Here is an 18,623-nt window from a genome sequence, read left to right as displayed (position 1 = left end):
TCATTGTTGTGCGTTGGCTTGAGCGCCTGCGAGTTTGCGTATGGTTTGGCGATAGGTTAGGTATGCGGAAACACCAGCTAACAGGTTGCCGATACAAGCGCCTAAGAGTAAACCTCGGATTCCATCCATTTGAGCGCCAACCCACAAGCACGGTAGGAAAAAGACAAACAAGCGCAGCGCTGAAATAGTGAGCGCGGTGTAAGATTTGCCTAATGCATTACAAAGAGAAACCATTAGCATACAAACCCCTAATGAACCCAAACTGATCGGCACTATCAGTAAATGCATTTCCAAGACTTGCTCCACTTGCACATCACTTGTCATCAATAATGCGAGTGGGTTTGCGACGGCAAATGTAATGGCAGCAATCAAAAGTTGGAAACCTAGAATGAATTTTACGGCAATACTGACGAGCCTTTGGATATCTTCATAGTTCTTTGCTCCAAGTAAGCGTCCAACCATTGGAGGCATAGACATTGTCAGCGCCAAGACCGAAACGATAGCAAAGAACTCATAGCGTGAACCAAGCGCCCAAGCGGCGACTGCTGCGGTTCCAAAGCTCGCCAATAATTTTGTTGCTAGCATGGAAGACAACGGTGGCAGCAGTTGGCTAATCATCGCGGGGCCCATAATGTTACCGATAGATGCAACACTTTTGGCTACGTTAAGATCTTGCCATTGTGTCGTTGCCCAGTGGTTCTTCTTCACGCGAGGAGCGACGACTAAAATACCAAACCCAAAAGCGACGATGGTTGCTATTGCCGCTCCGTTAATACCCAAGTCAAACGTGAAAATAAATAGCGGATCGAGTACAAGGTTCACGCCGCTGGTTATCATCATCATTGTGCCAGGTAACATTGTATTGCCATTAGCTCGGCAGATACTGTAATAAAAATACAAAACCGCACCAGTCCATGAGCTTAATAACCACCAAGGCCAGTAACTGTCGATTATCGGCATAACAGATTCTGGAGCGCTTAATAGAGCTAAAATGGGGTAGCGCAAAAGCCAAATTAGCCCGCCAAAAATAGCGACACCAATTGAGCCGATCATCAATACTAATCCGCCAAGTTGTTTGGCATACTGGCTTTCATTCGCCCCAAGAGCTTTAGAAATGACCGCTGTCGTTGCGATCCCTAGACCGACTTGAATGCCGATAATGACCATTTGCAAAGGCAGAGTGAAACCTTGAGCGGCTAACGGTAAAACGCCGAGCTGACCGATAAACGCGCTATCCACAAGCTGAAAGCTCATTAAAGACAGAACGCCAAAAAGCATTGGCCAGGTCATCGTAAATAATTGTTTTGCAAGCGTTGGTTGTGTACTTGTCGTAGTTGAAGACATAGAAAGCTGAATGCGTTAGGAATAAGAGTTAGATTGATTGTACACGGCGGTTAGTTTAGAGACAAAAATAAACCCCGAGGAAGATATTCTTGCTCGGGGTTCGAAAATCTAGCTCACGCGTTTATTTTTTGCCGCTAGTTTGCTTGTCTTCTTCAGTCAGCTCACGAATGCGACGGCTGATGTCACGACGTGCTTTAGAGATCTCAGCGCTTTTAATGATGTGGTCATCAACACGATCTTCATAGTCTGCTTTCATATTTTTGATGATTGCGACGATTTCATCGTGAGTCATTTCTGGTTTGATGTAGTCTAGAAGGTTTTCTAGAAGATCAACACGTTTACGGTTATCACGAACTTTCTTCTCGTTATCAAGAAGCTCACGTTTTAGTTTGTTTTTACGACGAGCTTGGTTAACGATTTCAAATACGCTACTCATAGTTCTCTTTCCTAATTTTATGAATATCTTCCTCGATTAAAGCACAACATCCAGTGGCATAACAGTCTTTAGATCAATAGCAATGCAGAGTTGAACATTTCTCAACCAATTGCGCTGTGTCCATATAATCGTGCTGCTTTCTTCGAGTTTTGGCCAACATCGTAGAATCCATCGATTAATTGTCATAACGTGGCCTTCACTATATTATCAACACCATTGAATGCAAAATGATGAACTTGATATGGACTCTGGTAACACTGCGGAGCAAGTAAATAGTCAAGATAATGAGCAAGTCACTCGCTCTGTGGCTGAAAAGTTAAAAACGGCGTATATCAACGCCCGTGAGCAACTCGAAATCATCGAAGTTGAGCTTAATCGTTCAAAAATAATGATGGTCGACCAAGATGGCAATTTGACGAGAGTGCCGATTCTCTCGGAGCATTGATACCTGACCCTATTCGTAAGGGGTGTCAGGTCTTACGCTATGCTTTAGCCTGACACCAACACCTGAACCGCTAACGCTTCTTGCACTGCTGTGTGAATTTATGGAGTATGATTTCGAAGCGATTTAGGTACAAAGTCAAATGCAAAAATAATAAGGAAATGCATTATGAAAGTTGAGCTAACGGCAATTGAAGCACGAGTTATTGGTTGCTTGATCGAAAAAGAAGTCACTACCCCAGATCTTTACCCCCTCAGCCTAAACGCATTAACCAACGCGTGTAATCAAAAAAGCAACCGTGATCCCGTGATGTCACTCTCTGAGTCAGACGTTCTCGATGCCGTTGATGCTCTTATTGAGCGCAGGCTCGTCAGTGACGAAAGTGCGTTCAACAGCCGCGTCAGCAAGTATCAACACCGTTTCTGTAATACGGAATTTGGTGATTTAAAGCTGACAGAGCAGGAGAAGGGCATTGTATGCTGTATGCTTTTGCGCGGTGCTCAAACACCTGGGGAAATTCGTACTCGTACTAATCGTCTCGCGACATTTCATGATGTAAAAGAAGTGGAAACGGTCCTTGAGCATTTAGCAAGCGAAGAGAAAGGACCATTAGTGGTCAAATTACCACGTGAGGCTGGTAAGCGGGAGTCGCGTTATATGCATTTGTTCTGTGGTGATGTTGATGCGTCCGAACTTGCAGCGCCTGTGTCTGCTGCAAGCTCGAGCTCCGATCGAGTAAGTCAGCTAGAGCTCGAAGTCGCTCAGCTGAAAGAAGAGCTGGATGAATTAAAAGCTAAGGTTGAGTCACTGCTTTCATGATGGAAAATACAACGCAGCGTTGGAGTGTCTACCTGATACGAAATAACCGCAACGCGTTGTATTGTGGTGTTACCAATGATGTTGAACGAAGATTCAATCAGCACCAAACCGGAAAAGGAGCGAAAGCTTTGAAGGGAAAAGGCCCTTTGGTATTGGAATGGTCATCGGATTTTGAGTCAAAGACGCTTGCCATGCGAGCAGAGTACTATATTAAGCAACTAACTAAAGCGAAAAAAGAGCTGCTCGTTATGTCAAAAGCAAATATTGTCGTCGACGAACATCAACAAATGATGTTAGAGATAGTGGCACTCTGATAAGCCCTTGCTACGCAAAGATACACGGAAACCGCCTATGTCACATTGGCGGTTTCTTTTTGTTTTTGGAGTACCATGTAGGAATAAACTGACGCATAATGGGCTGGTGTTCTGTTTAAAGGGCCTGAATATGAAAAGCGCGAAATGTCTCTACGTTATCGAGACAAAGGAAGCGACTCAATGTACTTTATTTGCATCCACTCAGACCAAGAACCAATTTACTATTGAAACAGGCACTAAGAGGAAGGTAGATTACAAGAGTATAGGATGACTCGGCTAGGTAATGAATAGAGCTGAATTAGGCTCATAAAAAAGCTAAAAGAGCAGTAGATGAAAAAAGCGTTAGTATTCTCCCTGATTTCAATGGCCGCTTTTGCGCCGAATGTGCAGGCCACCCAAGTTCTTAATGGGTATTGGGCATATCAAGAGTTTTTAGACCAGTTTCCACAACAGAAGCAGTTAACTAGTGCGTTGGCTGAAGTGGTAAGAGAAACCCCTGTACCCGTAGCAAAAGACAAAAAGCGTCCACTGAAAATTTCTGTTGTTTATCCAGGGCAGCAGATCTCTGATTATTGGATTCGAAACATCGATGCGTTTGAAAAACGCCTAGATAAGCTTGATATCGACTATCAACTAAATCAAGTGTTTACTCGTCCTAATGCAGATATAAAGCAGCAAAGTTTGTCTTTAATGGAGGCGCTGAAAAGCAACTCCGATTACTTGATCTTTACTCTAGATACCACAAGACATCGTAAGTTTGTTGAGCATGTCTTAGATTCAAAGAAAACCAAGTTAATTTTACAAAATATCACCACACCTGTTAGGGATTGGGAACATCATCAGCCGTTTCTTTATGTTGGTTTCGACCACGCAGAAGGAAGTCGTGAATTGGCCGTTGAGTTTGGCAAGCGTTTCCCTAAACATAGCCACTATAGTGTTCTCTACTTCTCAGAGGGCTACATTAGTGACATCAGAGGCAACACTTTTATCAACCAAGTGAACCGCGATAATCAATTTGAACTACAATCTGCTTACTACACCAAAGCAACAAAGCAATCTGGGTATGAAGCTGCAAAAGCCAGTTTGGAGAAGTATCCGGACGTTGACTTCATTTACGCGTGTTCTACCGATGTAGCATTAGGTGCTGTTGACGCTCTTAAAGAGTTAGGTCGTGATGATGTCATGATCAATGGTTGGGGCGGCGGTTCAGCAGAGTTAGAGGCGCTTTCTAAAGGGGAGTTAGACGTTACCGTTATGCGTATGAACGATGATACAGGTATTGCAATGGCTGAGGCCATTAAGTGGGATTTAGAAGGAAAGCCAGTTCCCACCGTTTACTCTGGTGATTTTGAAGTCGTTACCAAATCGGACTCTCCAGAAAGAATTGAAGCATTAAGAAAACGTGCATTTAGATACTCAGATAATTGATGACAACTACATCAAAAACAAGAAAGCGTCGCTCACTGTCGACGCTTATTACCAAAATAATTATTCTCGTACTTGCTCCGATCATTCTAGGCATCTTTGTTCAGAGTTATTACTTCTCGAAGCAGATTATTTGGCAGGAAGTCGACCGAACCAAGCAGCAGACCTCTGCCCTGATCCTGAACATTTTTGATAGCCATTTTGCAGCGATTCAGATTCATCACAACAGCAATTCGAAAAGTGATGTTGTATTGGATTTTTATACAGAACGTGATGAAGAGGCACTCAATTACTTTTTCATGAGTATTGACCAGAGTGATCCTTCCCATACACCAGAGTTTCGTTTCCTAACCGATCATCAAGGTATTATTTGGGACGATGGCAACGCGCATTTCTATGGCATCAACAACCTGATACTTAGCCGACTTGCCAGTCAAGTGACCTTTAGCAACAACTGGTATTATCTACCCTCACAGACCCCGATGGGAACTCGCCATCTTTTACTTCGTCGTGTACCCGTTTTACAACCTAAAACCGGTGAAGTGATGGGGTACTCTTACAATGTTGTTGTTTTAGATAATAACTTTGGGTTGATGGAAAGGTTAAAAAATGAAGGCAACGTCGACAATGTTGTGTTGGTCGCTAACAACACACCATTGGCAAGCTCATTAGTAGGAGATGAGGCTTATCAAATATTTGACGTACTCAAACGACGAGAGTCCCAGCACAAGCTTGACCAATTATTGATCATCAAAACCCCTATTGAGGTAAATGCCGCCGAGACTGACTTGTGCTTGCTTACTGTGCAAGACAATCAGAGCGTGGTGACATTGCAAATCCAACACCTGCTAGCAATGCTAGCCTCAGTTATCGGTATGGTCATGATTGCGCTAATGACTAAAGAATGGATCGAGAATCGAGTAGTTGAAGAGTTAGGATCCCTGATGGCATATACCCGATCGGCTCGTGAAGAAAAAGGATTTGAGCGTTTTGAGGGGTCAGATATTGAGGAATTCGATCATATTGGTTCGACACTAGAAAACACTTTTGAAGAGCTTGAAGCACAAAAGCGGTCTTTCCGCGACCTGTTTAACTTTGCGTTATCACCTATTATGGTGTGGTCTGAATCGGGTGTACTTGTCCAAATCAATCCGGCAGCACGCAAAGAGTTAGTCATGGAAAACGATGTTGAAACCATGCACCCAGTGTTCAAAGGTTTCAAAGAAAAGTTGATGCCACACCTTCGCATGGCGGCTCAGGGAGCTACGTTGACAGGCGTTAATGTGCCAATTGGAGACAAAGTATATCGCTGGAACTTATCGCCGATTCGAGTTGATGGAGATATTAGCGGTATTATTGTTCAAGGTCAGGATATAACCACGCTTATTGAGGCGGAAAAACAGAGTAACTTGGCGCGCAAAGAAGCAGAAAAATCTGCTCAAGCCCGTGCCGACTTTCTGGCTAAAATGAGCCATGAGATCCGAACGCCAATCAATGGAATTTTAGGGGTTGCTCAATTGCTAAAAGACTCTGTGGAAACAGAAGAGCAGAATAACCAAATTGACGTACTTCGACATAGTGGTGAGCACTTACTTGCTGTTTTGAATGATATTTTGGACTTTTCGAAGATTGAGCAGGGTAAGTTTAATATCCAAAAGCACCCGTTTTCTTTCACTGATACAATTCGAACGTTAGAAAACATTTATCGTCCTATTTGTGAAAGTAAAGGCGTCAACCTTGTCATTGAAAACAAAATAGATCCCAATGTTGAAATCTTTACTGACCAAGTTCGTCTGAACCAAATTTTATTCAACCTAGTCAGTAACTCAGTAAAGTTTACGCCCTCGGGTAGCGTGCGCTTGCATGCTGAACTTGAGCAGTTCTATGGCGCTGACAATAGCGTGCTGGTCGTGGAAATTACGGATACAGGTATCGGCATCGAGTCTGACAAACTCGACCAAATGTTCGAACCTTTTGTTCAAGAAGAAGCAACAACGACTCGAGAATACGGTGGCAGTGGCTTAGGGCTGACCATTGTGAAGAGCCTTGTCGACATGCTGGAAGGTGATGTTCAAGTCCGCAGTCAGAAAGGCTTAGGAACGACTTTTGTCATTACAATGCCAGTGAAAGATCGTGAGCGAGTACTCACCCCTCTTGATTCGAGTTTGCGAGTTAAGCCAGGTGAACTATTTACAGAGAGTCTCAAAGTGTTGTTGGTAGAGGATAACCATACTAACGCATTCATTCTAAAAGCGTTTTGTAACAAGTACAAAATGCAGGTTGATTGGGCGAAAGATGGGTTAGAAGCAATGGAATTCTTAAAAGATCATACTTACGATTTGATACTGATGGACAACCAACTTCCGCATCTTGGTGGAATTGAAACGACCAAAGAGATCCGACAAAAGCTGAAACTAGGCACGCCAATTTATGCGTGTACTGCTGACACCGCGAAAGAAACCAGTGACGCCTTTATGGAATCGGGTGCAAATTACGTGCTTCTCAAGCCGATTAAAGAAAATGCGCTCCATGAAGCATTTGTGGATTTTAAACAGCGGTTCTTAGTCGAGCGAACATGAATAATTGGCTCACTACGAAATAACCCAATTATTTATTATCTGGAAAGCACAACACCATGACTGTGGGTTGTGCTTTTTTGTATCTGACCCTTTTACTCTTATACAAATCAGACTTTATTGGTCTCGACGTTTGTTGTGTACATCGCTGCATTTCAAGTTCAAACATAGTGTTGTGTTACTTAGATTTCTGCTCCTTCACTGACACACCCAACGTGATTTCAATCACAAAAAGATATTTACTTAGCGTGCTAACTATTTTATATTACTTAGCACGCTAAGTAATTGAGTAGATCTTATGATTCAAGACATCAACAGTTTGCGAGACCTTTCTCTGGCTGAAAAATTATCTCGTGTTGCTCGTTTGTGGAAAATGGTTGCAGATCGCGAGTTAGAGCCTTTAAACCTAACGTATCCGCGTTGGACTGCGTTATGGAAGCTTTATCGAATGGGTGACAACATCAGTCAGAAGCATTTGGCTGAAGCGCTTGAGATCGAGTTAGCGTCGTTGATGCGAACATTAAAATTATTAGAAGAGCAATCTCTGATCGTTCGCCATTGCTGTGAACACGATAAGCGAGCACGTATTGTTAGCCTCACAGAAGAGGGGAAAACCCTACTAAAGCAAATGGAGGCTCGAATTCTTCAAGTTCGAAGCAAGCTCCTAACGGACATCAACGACCAGGAACTTCAGCAGCTTTCATTGATTCTTGATCAGATTGCTCACAATGCGCTTGATTCACTTAGCGAATAAGTCAGAAAACCGAATAAAAAGAGAAGTAAACGCTTATGACTCCAGATCAAAAATTCGCACGTTGGATCAAATATTCTTGCGTCGCGTTTGTCCTTGTCTTTGCCTATTTTCTAGTTGCAGATCTCGCCATGCCGTTGACGCCTCAGGCAATGGCAACGCGTGTGGTAACTAAAGTGGCCCCCCGTGTGAGTGGGCAGATTACGCATCTTTATGTTGCCAACAACCAAGAAATAAGCCAAGGCGATCTACTATTTCAGATTGATCCCCAGCCTTATCAGCTCGCCGTAGAAAAGGCTCAACTTAACCTTGAGCGTGTGATTCAAAACAACGAACAACTTGATGCTTCTATTGCTGCGGCAAAAGCAGACGTTGAAGCGAGCAAAATCGTGGCGGAACAAAAAGTTCGCGAAGCAAAACGTCTTAATACTCTGTTTCACCGTAATGGTACTTCGCAACAGCAGCGCGATGACGCACAGAGCAGTGCAACGGCAGCTAAAGCGAACTTACTGGCCGCACGTGCTCGTTTAAAAGAGTTGGAAGTAAACCGCGGTGATTTAGGCGCGACGAATGTGAATATCCGCGTAGCGCAAAACCAGCTAAAACAAGCGGAACTTAATCTGTCTTACACTCAAGTCTCGGCGGAACATGATGGCGTTGTCGCTAACTTGCAGCTGGAGACGGGGGCCTATGCGGCAGCTGGTACACCTCTTGTCGCTTTAGTCTCCGATGACGTGGATATCATTGCCGACTTTCGTGAAAAGAGTTTACGACACTTTAATCAGAACAGCCGTGCGTTAGTGGCTTTTGATAGCTTGCCTGGTGATGTATTTGAAGCTCGTATTACGAGTGTGGATGCCGGGGTCAGCTCGGGTCAATTCGATGCGGATGGTCGCTTAGCAACACCAACTGACTCAAACCGTTGGGTGAGAGACGCGCAGCGCTTACGTTTACATTTAGCTATCGATGAACCTCAGCAGCGCGCATTTCCAGCAGGGGCACGAGCAACCGTGCAGTTGTTGCCAGAAAACGCATTATCTGGCTGGTTAGCGAGGTGCCAGATCCAATTCTTGAGTCTTCTTCATTATATTTATTAACGAGGAGGCGATATGAAGTTATGGGACCACCCCATGTCGGAAAACGACTTCCGTCAGTGTTTGCGCATTGCAACTGGTGCGACCATTGGTTTCACTTTATGTAAAGTATTTGGTTGGAACTATGGCGTATTCTTTACTGTAACCCCGATGCTGTTACTTGGAATGGTGCCAGTCATGAGTCTACATGCCGCACGACAACTGATTTTTTCAGCGGTTGTGTGTGGATTAGAAGTTGGTGTTCTTGGTGGGTTATTTGGTGGGCACCCTGGCATGATGACAATCATTGCATTCGGGTTGTTTCTGTATAAATTCGCCTGTATGTCAAAAGGGAGCTTGTTCTTATTTGGAGCGAACAGCGTACTGAGCTTAAGCATCATGCTGCATTTTGCGAGTTATCCAACCACTGACTTAAATGACCTAATATTTAGCAATCTGCAAGCGAATGTTATTTCAGTGATCGTTGCTTATGTGGTGACATTTTTGATTCCCGATGCGGAACCTCGTCAGCCACCAGCGAAACCGTCGCAGCCTAAACAGAGTCATCGAATGCGTCATGAAGCCCTTATGGGGGCGAGTATCGCTACAATGTCTTTCCTTGTATTCCAGCTATTTGACCTCAGTGACTCTATGTCTGCTCAGGCGACAACCTTACTTTTATTGTTTCCTATGCATTGGAACGGTGCTTTAGGGTATGCGCGAAAAAGAGCAATGGGAACCTTGATGGGGGTGACCTTTGGTATCGTCGGACAACTTGTATTATACGATTGGTCGGATACCTTATTGTTTATCGTCCCATTGCTTTGGATTGGTGCGATGATGTTCAGTTATATGCACGTGAAAGAGTCTAGCGGTTCGGGAGCCGGATTTGGCGGTTTAACCACATTAGGCATTTTGTTCGGCCAATATCTTACTCCGGATGGTGACTTAATGTTCAGTGCGCTGTATCGCGTGAGCAGTATTTTGTTTGCTATTGTTGCGACGCTGCTTGTTACCTATACGGTTCACAGAATACTCAACAGCTTTGAGGCGACGCGCTTTAGCGAGCAGTAAGTTCAGACGTTACTGGTTAGAAAGGATTGCTCCAGTAACTCTGTTTTTAGTTCGTGAGTCATCTCAATGGGACTGGCAAACTTAATTCCAACTACCCATCCCTTCACCAATTTCTTAATGTTGGCAATGACACATCGATTTTCTTCTCCGATATAGTGGCTTAACGGGCATTCGATGGTAACACTCTCACCCACGTTGAATTCGGGCTCAATCAAGGTTGATATACCAACACCTGCTAGAGAGAAATCGATAAGGCTACCGTCGTAGACATTCCCTGCATGAATAACGTTACAGTCCATTTGCAACTTGTAACGCTCATGTTCCCGAACTGGTTTGGTTGCAAATGTTCCTGGAATGCGGATAAACAAAAGGGGGGATGGTCGAACGGTCGTCGTCAGCACGCTGGACTTAAACGCAATGACATGGCCTAACTCCGTATCTGATACACCACGCACGATGACATCGGCGTTGGGGAGTTTTCTCATCACTTGCTCTTCAAGCAAACGCATTGGTATATCAAGAATCAAATAAGCATTTTCTTTCATCCCCAGATAGGTGGTGGAATACGTATATTGATCCTTAGGCCCAAATTCGAAATTAGTAGAAAGCTTCATTCCCGGTTTGAGAAACCTATGCAGTTCATCTTTAGTATGAGTGGCTGGCATCACATTGGCGTTTTAATTTTTTAGTTAAGCTGAGGCTATCAAAACGCCATTTTGTTATTCAAGATAGTAAGGCATAAGTTTTTGTAAAATCATCGCTATCTGTGAAGTGGTGGGCGATAAGTTTGGTTCATTCCATCTTTCATAAAGATTTGGCTTGCCACAATACTGCCGCATGTGACCAACATCAGCGCTAACCAAGTGAGAGAATCTGGTTGTTCACCAAAAATTGGAACGGCAAGAAGTGTCGCGACGACTGGAGTTAATGAACCAAAAGCTGCGCTGGCTTCGGCACCGATGATCCTAATTGCATAAATGAAAGTGAAAGAAGCGATTAAACCTGCGCCAACACCTTGTAGCATCGCGTGGCCAAACAACTCCTCCCATGGCCACTGGCTGAACGGTGTTACCACCAAATAACTGTCTACCCACCCGAAACCAACGGCGATGATGAGCAGAGCCAAAGACGCGATTGCAACGAATCCTGCACAGACGTGTGCATTAAGATTGGCGACACGAGCGCTGATGGTGAAAGCAGCCCACATGATGCTGCCAGTTAGAAACAGGATATGCCCTTGTAATTGAGACCAGTTGTACTCTGCGCCGCTATTAGAAAGAAGGAATACGAAAATCCCTAACAACACCGTAGAAAGCCCGATTAAGCGGTGAGCACTCAGCGACTGTTGATAACAAAGTACCGCGATAGCAGAAACAAACAATGGCAAAGTGCCGGGTACTAATGCACTGCCGTGCGCCACGGGAGCGAAATGCATAGCCGTTCCGACGACCAGAAGATAGGGAAGGCCGCTTCCAACCACAACACCAACCAGGTAGCGTTTAGGCACTACGCGCAGCGACTGTTTATGCTTAATCACAAATGGTAATAAAATTATACTTGGGATGAGAAAGCGAACTAACGCGATATCGGCTGGCTGCAAGGCAGAAATTGCGCCCCCTTTTAAAGAAATAAAGAAACCAGACCAAAGCAGTAAGGTCGTTAATATAGCTGCGTATCCCAAGATCATTATCGACATGTCCATTTGTAAATGATGTGTTAATTGTTGAATAAAACTCTTGCCAAAGGGAGGCAAAGTTTGACGTAATTAGGCTTGATGTTGGTGATAAATTGCGTATAAATGTTAATTATTAGTGATTAAAGGCACGGAAGAATAAATGGATAAAATTGACAGGCAACTTATCAACCTAATGCAGAAGGATGCCACTTTGACAACTGCAGAACTTGCTGACCAAGTAGGGCTATCGGCATCACCTTGTGCAAGGCGCATTAAGCGTTTGGAGCAGGAAGGTGTAATTAGTGGTTATCGAGCTATTGTGTCCAGAGACACCGTAGGCATCGCGATGACTGTATTTGTTGAAGTGAGTTTAAATAACCACCAAGCTTCTTCGATTGATGAGTTTGAACATGCCGTTGTTGAGATGGATGAAGTGATCTCATGCCATGTCGTATCAGGGGCCTATGATTACCTGTTAGAGGTGGTCAGTAAAGATCTCGCTGGTTATGAAACATTTACTAGAAAGTTACAGCGATTAGAAAATGTGAAAGATATTCATACCCACCTGGCGATTAGACAAGTGAAAGGAAATGGCAGTTTGCCGATTTATGCATAAGAAAGATGAAATTTTTCGATAGACTTAAGATTGCCCACTATCATCGAAAGCGATATAGACAGTTTGGTAAAGACAGAGCCCGAACTCTGGGATGGGCAGATAAGTATAGTCAGATCAGCCGTTTGAGGCGTTGTGCCGAGGGTTAACGTTAGACGGTTCAAGTATTTTAGATATTGGGTGCGGCTACGGAGACTTGTTAGCGTTTATCGAACTTATGGGGGGGCTTCCTCAAAGCTATATTGGCATTGATCAGCAAAAACAGTTTATCTCTGAAGCCAGAAAACGAGATTTTCGTACGCAAAGTAAGTTTATATGTGGCGACTTTTCAACGTTGGTATTGCCTCGTTGCGACTTTGTTTTTGCTTCCGGATCATTGAACTATCAATCCACCAACCCAAATCACACCATTGAAATGATTGAGAAAATGTACCGAGCGACAGAGAAAGGTTGTGTGTTTAACTTGTTGGATGAATCCAAACTACCCAGCATGAAAATGTTAGCGTCGCACAATAAAGAAGGTGTCTTTCGCTATTGTCGGTTGCTGTGTCCGAATACACGATTGATTGAGGGGTACTCCGAGCACGACTTTACGATTGCCATGATCAAAAAAGCGGAGTCCGTTTCCTGACTCCGCCTTATAAATTCTTAAGCCTTATTGGTTTTTGTATTGTGAGATTTCACAGTTACCTGTGTATCTATCAACCTTGAATGAGAAAGCGGCTGAATGGTATTCCCTCCCATCACTCCATATTGTTTCTCCGAAGATTTTACACAGATCCAAATCACTGATTGAACCGAACTCTTTTACGTGCCTAACTACTGACAAAAACTTGGCTTTGGTAGCATTAGGACATTCCCTGTTACTTAATCGATTGATAACCATGTTTGTAGCATCATCTCCAGCCAAATGTGACTTTTTATTAAATTTTATTAATGGCTAAACTAACCAAAAAATGTCCATAAGTAAAGCATTAATGTGACGTATGTCTCTATAAATTGATTGTCTTGGTCATGGTTTAGTCAAGTTTGTCAAAGGGAACAATCCCATTATTTACATTTGATATCATTCACGACTAAGGAAAGATAAAAAGCACGAATAACGTCCAATATTGGAGTGAAAAACCAACATCGTCTATTCAAAACTGGCTCTGTTTTTACTTCGAAACATCTTGAGCGTATTGAAGCGCTCGGGCTTCTTTATCATAGACTTGTGACAGAGTTTGATATTGTGAAGAGAGGCGCTTGTAATCTTCAGCAAGTTCCAAAGCGTTGGTGTTATACCATTCCGCAGTTATTTGATTGGCTGTTTTGTTTGACTCGCGGCACTTCTGGGCCAGTATCTCCCACCCATTTGCTGACCATCGGGATTGTGTGCTCAATTTAAGCAGCTGATTCGCTTTAGTTGTGAGCTCTTCTTTGTATTGAATCGATGCTTTTAATTGCGCTTTGAACACATTTTGGTTCGAATTGGCACGCCAAAGTAGCACGAGCTCATGCAGTGAAAAGGTGTCGGACAATAACTGACGCTGTTTATGTTCGGTTAAAAGTGTATTGAATACCTCAACATGCTGATTGTAATTGGACTCTAAACGATTGAATTGGGTAAGATTGTCATTCCACGACGATGGGTTACATTGAATATTGGCGTGCCCCGTTATCGGGAACAGAAGAAATAGTAGTATCCAATTGAGTCTGTTGATCATTATTGCTCGCGTTAGTTGACTTGCTCTTTTGAGTATATACCCAAATTTCTACGACATGCGTGCTGCTGGTGGGATAAGAATAAAGAATGAAAAGGAAAAGGGCATGAAGAAAATTCTCGTCGCATTGATTGTCATGCTGTTGCTCGGCGGAGCGGGGGCTGGATACTATTTCTTCTTTATGCAGAAAGATGAACCTGAAGCACCAAAGGCTACACAAGTCGAGCAATCGTCACTGCAAAAAGAAACATCCAAACCGATTCTGGATTTAGAAGCCGTTCCCCCGGAAGTTACCGAGTACTACGTTATTGAGCGTCGTGTCAATGTTTACAACAAGCCTAACCCTAATGCTTTAGTTGTCGATACGCTCTATAAGGGAGAAAAAGTATCGGTGTTAGAAAAAGTAGATGGGTGGTACCGAATCTCCGGCTATCTTGTCTATGAAGAGGGTGGAGAAGAAAAAGCCGAATGGTTGAATGCTGAAGGGTTATCGGATGCAGAGCCAGTTATTAAAGAGCAAGAGCGCTTAGAGATATTGGATGAATACCTACAGAAGTCGGATGATTTAAAAGTTCACTTGGATATTTTCCGTAAGAAAACACAGCAATTGTTAGACGATGAAACCTGTGATCCGAGTGATTTTGAGGAGCTCGGAGGCTGGGTTCGTTCTGTGACGTTCAAAAAGCGCAACGTTTACTTCATCTATTGTGGCGGTTTGGAGCAAGAGAACAAGATCTACTTAGATGTTGATAAGGGCGATATTTTTTATCGATAACTCACCACCAATTACACTCGTTTTCTAAAGACGTTTTTATAAATGCAATAACGATGCAAACCTGAAATCAGAGATTTATAACTTTTTAGTTGTGAACCATAATCAATAGGAATACTATCAACGAGTCAAGTGACCTAACTTGGCTCTTTGTGTTTTTAGTGAGTTCCTATGCCTTGGATTTACCTTAGAAAGTTGATTTTGCTGCTATTTGCAATGGTATTGCTACCAGTGCATGTATCTGCTGCGCAAATCGACCACAAGGCTCACGTACCGCACTTTTCTAAGCTACAACCTTTTGTAGCCGTAAGTGTATCGCCAAACTCTTCCGTCGATTTTTCTGAAGTTTCAGAAGAAAGCTCTCAATCTCCAGTATCTGAAGGCCATGCAAGTCTCGATTCCGTTGCTTTGTTTAACTCTCAGCGCTGGACGTCTTACTTACGGGAAGGGCTTGATGACGAGCACGTAGATTTTGTCGGCGATCTCACTACTCCGTTTTACGCTGATGCGGGTTACGCATACAGCTTGATGGACATTAACTGGCGTCACAACCAGTCCACATTTTATCATTTCACAAGCGATCATCGCATTTCTGGTTGGAAAGAGACCAATGCCATGTACGTCGCACTCAATAGTCAGTTTTCTGCCTAAACACCATCTATTTGCACCATTGTGCACTCTTAACACGACGATTGTATTCGACAGGACGTGAGCGTTCTGAGCATTTCATACCCTGAATTTATTCTGGGCGCATCTGTCGTGTGTTAAGCCTTGTTATTAAAAGCTTCACTTCATCGTGAAGGGATGATGTTTACATGAAAAAAACACCAAAGCAGCAAAAGAACAGAAAGCTGATGAATCACTACTCAGCTTGGAAATATGTAGTATTAATCACGACGGTCATTATTTTAACCCTAAGTGCTATACCAACTTGGTTTGGCGAACAGCCTTCTATCCAGTTGACGTTTGCGGATCAAAACAACAGTGAAATGTCGGTTGTTCATCTGAATCAACTGCTAAAAAACAACCATATTTCAGCCGACAAAATCATCGAAAAAGACGGCAAAACAACCATTGTATTCGATGGTGAAGATGCGCAAAGTAAAGCTCGTGCGTTGTTAAACAAAGAGCTAAATAAAGACGACAGCATCACTTTCTCATACGTATCGGTTGCGCCAGAATGGTTGAATGAGATGGGCTTTAGCCCAATTAAGCTCGGTCTTGACCTTCGTGGTGGCGTTCAGTTCTTGTTGAATGTTGATGTGAATAAAGCGTTTGAAGAGCAACGTGATGCGTTGATTGATGAAATCAAAGCGAATTTACGTGATCAACGTGTTCGTGGTGTGCAAGTTCGAGCAGAAAGCGGCAACCGAATTACGGTAAACAGTGACAGCGAGCAAGCATTGTCGGAAGTGAACAAGTTCTTGCGTCAAAATTACCCTGGCTGGATTTCAAAAAGTTCATCTCGTGGCTTTGTGCTTGAACCGAGTGAACAAAATATCCAAGAATTTCAATCCTCGACTCTTCAACAAAACCTGAAGATCATGCGTGGCCGTATTGAAGAACTTGGTATCACAGAAGCACTAGTGCAACGCCAAGGTAAAGAGAGCATTCGAATTGAACTCCCTGGTGTACAAGATCCTGCTCAAGCGAAAAACGTTATTGGTGCAACAGCAAGCTTGGCGTTTTATGAAGTGAAAGATGCGAGCCAAGCACACAGCAGCCAAGATCTTGTTCTTCAAGACAATGACGGCCGTACGGTGATTTTGTCAAAACGACCAGTTCTAACGGGCGAGCACATCGTGAACGCTCGTGCTGGTGTCGACAAAATGGGCATGTCAGAAGTCAATATTTCTCTTGACCACGCTGGTGGTAAGAAAATGAGTGACTTCTCAGCAACTCACATCGGCAAGCCAATGGCGACCGTTTACCGTGAATACAAAACAAACGATCGCGGTGTAACTGAGCGTAGTGAGCGCGTTATCAGCGTCGCGACTATTCAATCTCAGCTTGGTAGCCAGTTCCGTATTACTGGGGCAGGTAGCATGGACGATGCGCAGCAGTTGGCGCTATTGCTTCGCGCGGGGTCACTGACCGCGCCGGTTACTATTGTGGAAGAGCGAACAATCGGTGCTTCTCTGGGTGCAGAAAACATTGAAAACGGTTTTGCAGCACTGGCTTTAGGTATGGGACTAACACTGACCTTTATGGCACTTTGGTACCGCCGCTTAGGTTGGGTAGCAAACGTGGCGCTTTGTGCCAACATGCTTTGTTTGCTTGGCTTAATCGCCTTGTTACCAGGAGCGGTTCTAACGCTTCCGGGTATTGCCGGTTTAGTGTTAACCGTCGGTATGGCAGTGGACACCAACGTTATTATTTTCGAACGTATTAAGGACAAAATGCGTGAAGGCCGCAGCTTCGCTCAAGCGATTGATCTTGGCTTTGACAGCGCATTCTCGACCATCCTTGATGCCAACATTACTACCATGATCACCGCCGTGATTTTGTACGCCATCGGTAATGGCCCAATCCAAGGCTTTGCCTTAACACTCGGATTAGGTTTGTTAACCAGTATGTTTACAGGCGTATTTGCCTCTCGAGCAATGATCAATTTAATTTGGGGCCGCGATGCCCGTCGTGATGTGAGGGTTTAATCATGGTCGAAATGCTAAAACAAAATATTCGTAAAATTCGCTACTTTACTACGCTAGTTTCCATCATTTTAACGGTGATCGCCATCGTCGCTCTAGGCTTTAAAGGGTTGAACCTAGGTTTGGATTTCACTGGCGGTATGGTGACAGAAGTAAAGGTAGATAAGCAGCTAACTAACCATGATCTGCTTGACGTTCTGCAACCAAAGCTTGGTGAATCTGCGTCAGTGACACGCTCTGGTGAAGATGGCCGTTGGGTGATTCGTTACTCTGCGCCGGAAGATGGGCAAACGTTGCCAAGTGTAGAAGAGGTGTTGAAGCCAATCTCTCACCAAGTTGATGTTGTCAGCAACAGTATAGTTGGCGCTCAAGTTGGCCAAGACTTGTTTGAGCAAGGTGGCTTAGCATTGTTGATTTGTGTGTTGAGTATTCTCGGTTACTTGTGTTTCCGTTTTGAGTGGCGTTTAGCGAGTGGTTCACTGTTTGCTTTGGCCCATGATGTGATCTTAGTGCTTGGCTTCTTTGCAATTACTCAAATGGAGTTCAACTTAACCGTTTTTGCTGCTGTGCTGGCGATTTTAGGTTACTCATTGAATGACTCGATCATCATTGCAGACCGAATCCGTGAGCTGTTGATTGCGAAGCAGAGTTGGAAAACAGAAGACATCAATGACCAAGCTGTTATCGCGACGTTTTCACGCACTATGGTGACATCTGGTACGACATTGATCACTGTTGGTGCATTATGGATTATGGGAGGAGCGCCTTTGGCTGGTTTCTCAACCGCCATGTTTATTGGCGTTCTGTCGGGTACATGGTCTTCGATTTCGATTGGTACTGTGCTGCCTGAGTGGTTGAAACTGGAGCCGAAACATTATCTTCCAGTTGAGATCGACGCTGCGCCGTAGCATTATTTTTAAGGTAAAAGTGCTTGCGCCACTCATCTTGAGTGGCG

Annotated in this window: 18 protein-coding genes and 1 pseudogene; 14 read left to right on the top strand and 5 right to left on the bottom strand. The window is 43.8% G+C overall.

The genetic code is table 11. The features are described 5' to 3' along the window. Positions 1-1,344 (bottom strand): MATE family efflux transporter, encoded by a 1,344-nt coding sequence (locus tag R7P64_RS08275; RefSeq protein ID WP_017635172.1) that lies wholly within the window; start codon positions 1,342-1,344, stop codon positions 1-3. A gap of 121 nt (positions 1,345-1,465) precedes the next feature. Further along, a complete protein-coding gene (locus R7P64_RS08270) occupies positions 1,466-1,780 on the bottom strand; it encodes a DUF496 family protein (RefSeq protein WP_005373603.1) in 315 nt (104 codons plus the stop codon). A gap of 220 nt (positions 1,781-2,000) precedes the next feature. Between R7P64_RS08270 and R7P64_RS08265 the strand changes: the two genes are divergently transcribed. The 8 genes from R7P64_RS08265 (at position 2,001) to R7P64_RS08230 (ending at position 10,254) form a co-directional block, all read left to right on the top strand. Then, positions 2,001-2,225 (top strand): hypothetical protein, encoded by a 225-nt coding sequence (locus R7P64_RS08265; RefSeq protein ID WP_005385630.1) that lies wholly within the window; start codon positions 2,001-2,003, stop codon positions 2,223-2,225. A 165-nt stretch (positions 2,226-2,390) separates the two neighbouring features. Beyond that, positions 2,391-3,041, top strand: coding sequence for a YceH family protein (locus tag R7P64_RS08260; RefSeq protein WP_005373594.1), 651 nt, complete (start codon positions 2,391-2,393; stop codon positions 3,039-3,041). After that, positions 3,038-3,355, top strand: coding sequence for a GIY-YIG nuclease family protein (locus tag R7P64_RS08255; protein WP_053304534.1), 318 nt, complete (start codon positions 3,038-3,040; stop codon positions 3,353-3,355). Before R7P64_RS08260 ends, R7P64_RS08255 begins: the two co-directional genes overlap by 4 nt. Positions 3,356-3,685: 330 nt before the next feature. Further along, entirely contained in the window at positions 3,686-4,783 is a 1,098-nt protein-coding gene (locus tag R7P64_RS08250; RefSeq protein WP_005385634.1) for an autoinducer 2-binding periplasmic protein LuxP, read from the top strand. Beyond that, on the top strand, positions 4,783-7,359 hold the full coding sequence (luxQ, locus tag R7P64_RS08245; RefSeq protein WP_005385636.1) for a quorum-sensing autoinducer 2 sensor kinase/phosphatase LuxQ: 2,577 nt from the start codon (positions 4,783-4,785) through the stop codon (positions 7,357-7,359). Before R7P64_RS08250 ends, luxQ begins: the two co-directional genes overlap by 1 nt. Positions 7,360-7,654: 295 nt before the next feature. Further along, entirely contained in the window at positions 7,655-8,110 is a 456-nt protein-coding gene (gene slyA, locus R7P64_RS08240) for a transcriptional regulator SlyA (protein ID WP_017635177.1), read from the top strand. Between the two features lie 35 nt (positions 8,111-8,145). Then, positions 8,146-9,204: an HlyD family secretion protein gene (locus R7P64_RS08235; protein WP_005373588.1), complete on the top strand. Its 1,059-nt coding sequence runs from the start codon at positions 8,146-8,148 to the stop codon at positions 9,202-9,204. Positions 9,205-9,216: 12 nt separating this feature from the next. Beyond that, a complete protein-coding gene (locus R7P64_RS08230) occupies positions 9,217-10,254 on the top strand; it encodes a DUF2955 domain-containing protein (protein WP_017635179.1) in 1,038 nt (345 codons plus the stop codon). Positions 10,255-10,256: 2 nt separating this feature from the next. Here R7P64_RS08230 and R7P64_RS08225 read toward each other — a convergent pair whose 3' ends face one another. Next, positions 10,257-10,919 (bottom strand): flagellar brake protein, encoded by a 663-nt coding sequence (locus R7P64_RS08225; protein ID WP_017635180.1) that lies wholly within the window; start codon positions 10,917-10,919, stop codon positions 10,257-10,259. Between the two features lie 95 nt (positions 10,920-11,014). Then, on the bottom strand, positions 11,015-11,941 hold the full coding sequence (locus R7P64_RS08220) for a DMT family transporter (protein WP_025767932.1): 927 nt from the start codon (positions 11,939-11,941) through the stop codon (positions 11,015-11,017). A gap of 148 nt (positions 11,942-12,089) precedes the next feature. Here R7P64_RS08220 and R7P64_RS08215 point away from each other — a divergent pair, with 148 nt between their 5' ends. Continuing rightward, positions 12,090-12,545: an Lrp/AsnC family transcriptional regulator gene (locus R7P64_RS08215; RefSeq protein ID WP_005373581.1), complete on the top strand. Its 456-nt coding sequence runs from the start codon at positions 12,090-12,092 to the stop codon at positions 12,543-12,545. 5 nt (positions 12,546-12,550) lie between these two features. Next, a pseudogene (locus tag R7P64_RS08210) lies at positions 12,551-13,173 on the top strand (class I SAM-dependent methyltransferase). A 526-nt stretch (positions 13,174-13,699) separates the two neighbouring features. Here the strand turns inward: R7P64_RS08210 and R7P64_RS08200 are convergent. Then, positions 13,700-14,248, bottom strand: a complete 549-nt coding sequence (locus tag R7P64_RS08200; protein WP_213972677.1) for an ATPase — start codon at positions 14,246-14,248, stop codon at positions 13,700-13,702. Positions 14,249-14,351: 103 nt separating this feature from the next. On the opposite strand from R7P64_RS08200, the gene R7P64_RS08195 reads away from it, so the two are divergent. From R7P64_RS08195 to secF, 4 genes are all read left to right on the top strand, one after another. Then, positions 14,352-15,020, top strand: a complete 669-nt coding sequence (locus R7P64_RS08195; RefSeq protein WP_005385650.1) for an SH3 domain-containing protein — start codon at positions 14,352-14,354, stop codon at positions 15,018-15,020. A gap of 168 nt (positions 15,021-15,188) precedes the next feature. Then, on the top strand, positions 15,189-15,668 hold the full coding sequence (locus R7P64_RS08190) for a hypothetical protein (protein ID WP_005373572.1): 480 nt from the start codon (positions 15,189-15,191) through the stop codon (positions 15,666-15,668). Between the two features lie 164 nt (positions 15,669-15,832). Next, complete coding sequence (gene secD, locus R7P64_RS08185) at positions 15,833-17,671, top strand: protein translocase subunit SecD (protein ID WP_213972678.1); 1,839 nt, start codon at positions 15,833-15,835, stop codon at positions 17,669-17,671. A 2-nt stretch (positions 17,672-17,673) separates the two neighbouring features. After that, the gene (secF, locus tag R7P64_RS08180; protein ID WP_005373567.1) at positions 17,674-18,576 is read left to right on the top strand and encodes a protein translocase subunit SecF; all 903 of its coding nucleotides are present in this window, start codon (positions 17,674-17,676) and stop codon (positions 18,574-18,576) included. The last annotated feature ends 47 nt before the right edge of the window (positions 18,577-18,623 follow it).

It is taken from the genome of Vibrio sp. 2304 (assembly GCF_033339475.1).
GTDB classification, from domain to species: Bacteria; Pseudomonadota; Gammaproteobacteria; order Enterobacterales; family Vibrionaceae; genus Vibrio; species Vibrio alginolyticus.
This window is presented reverse-complemented; position numbering and strand designations above follow the sequence as displayed.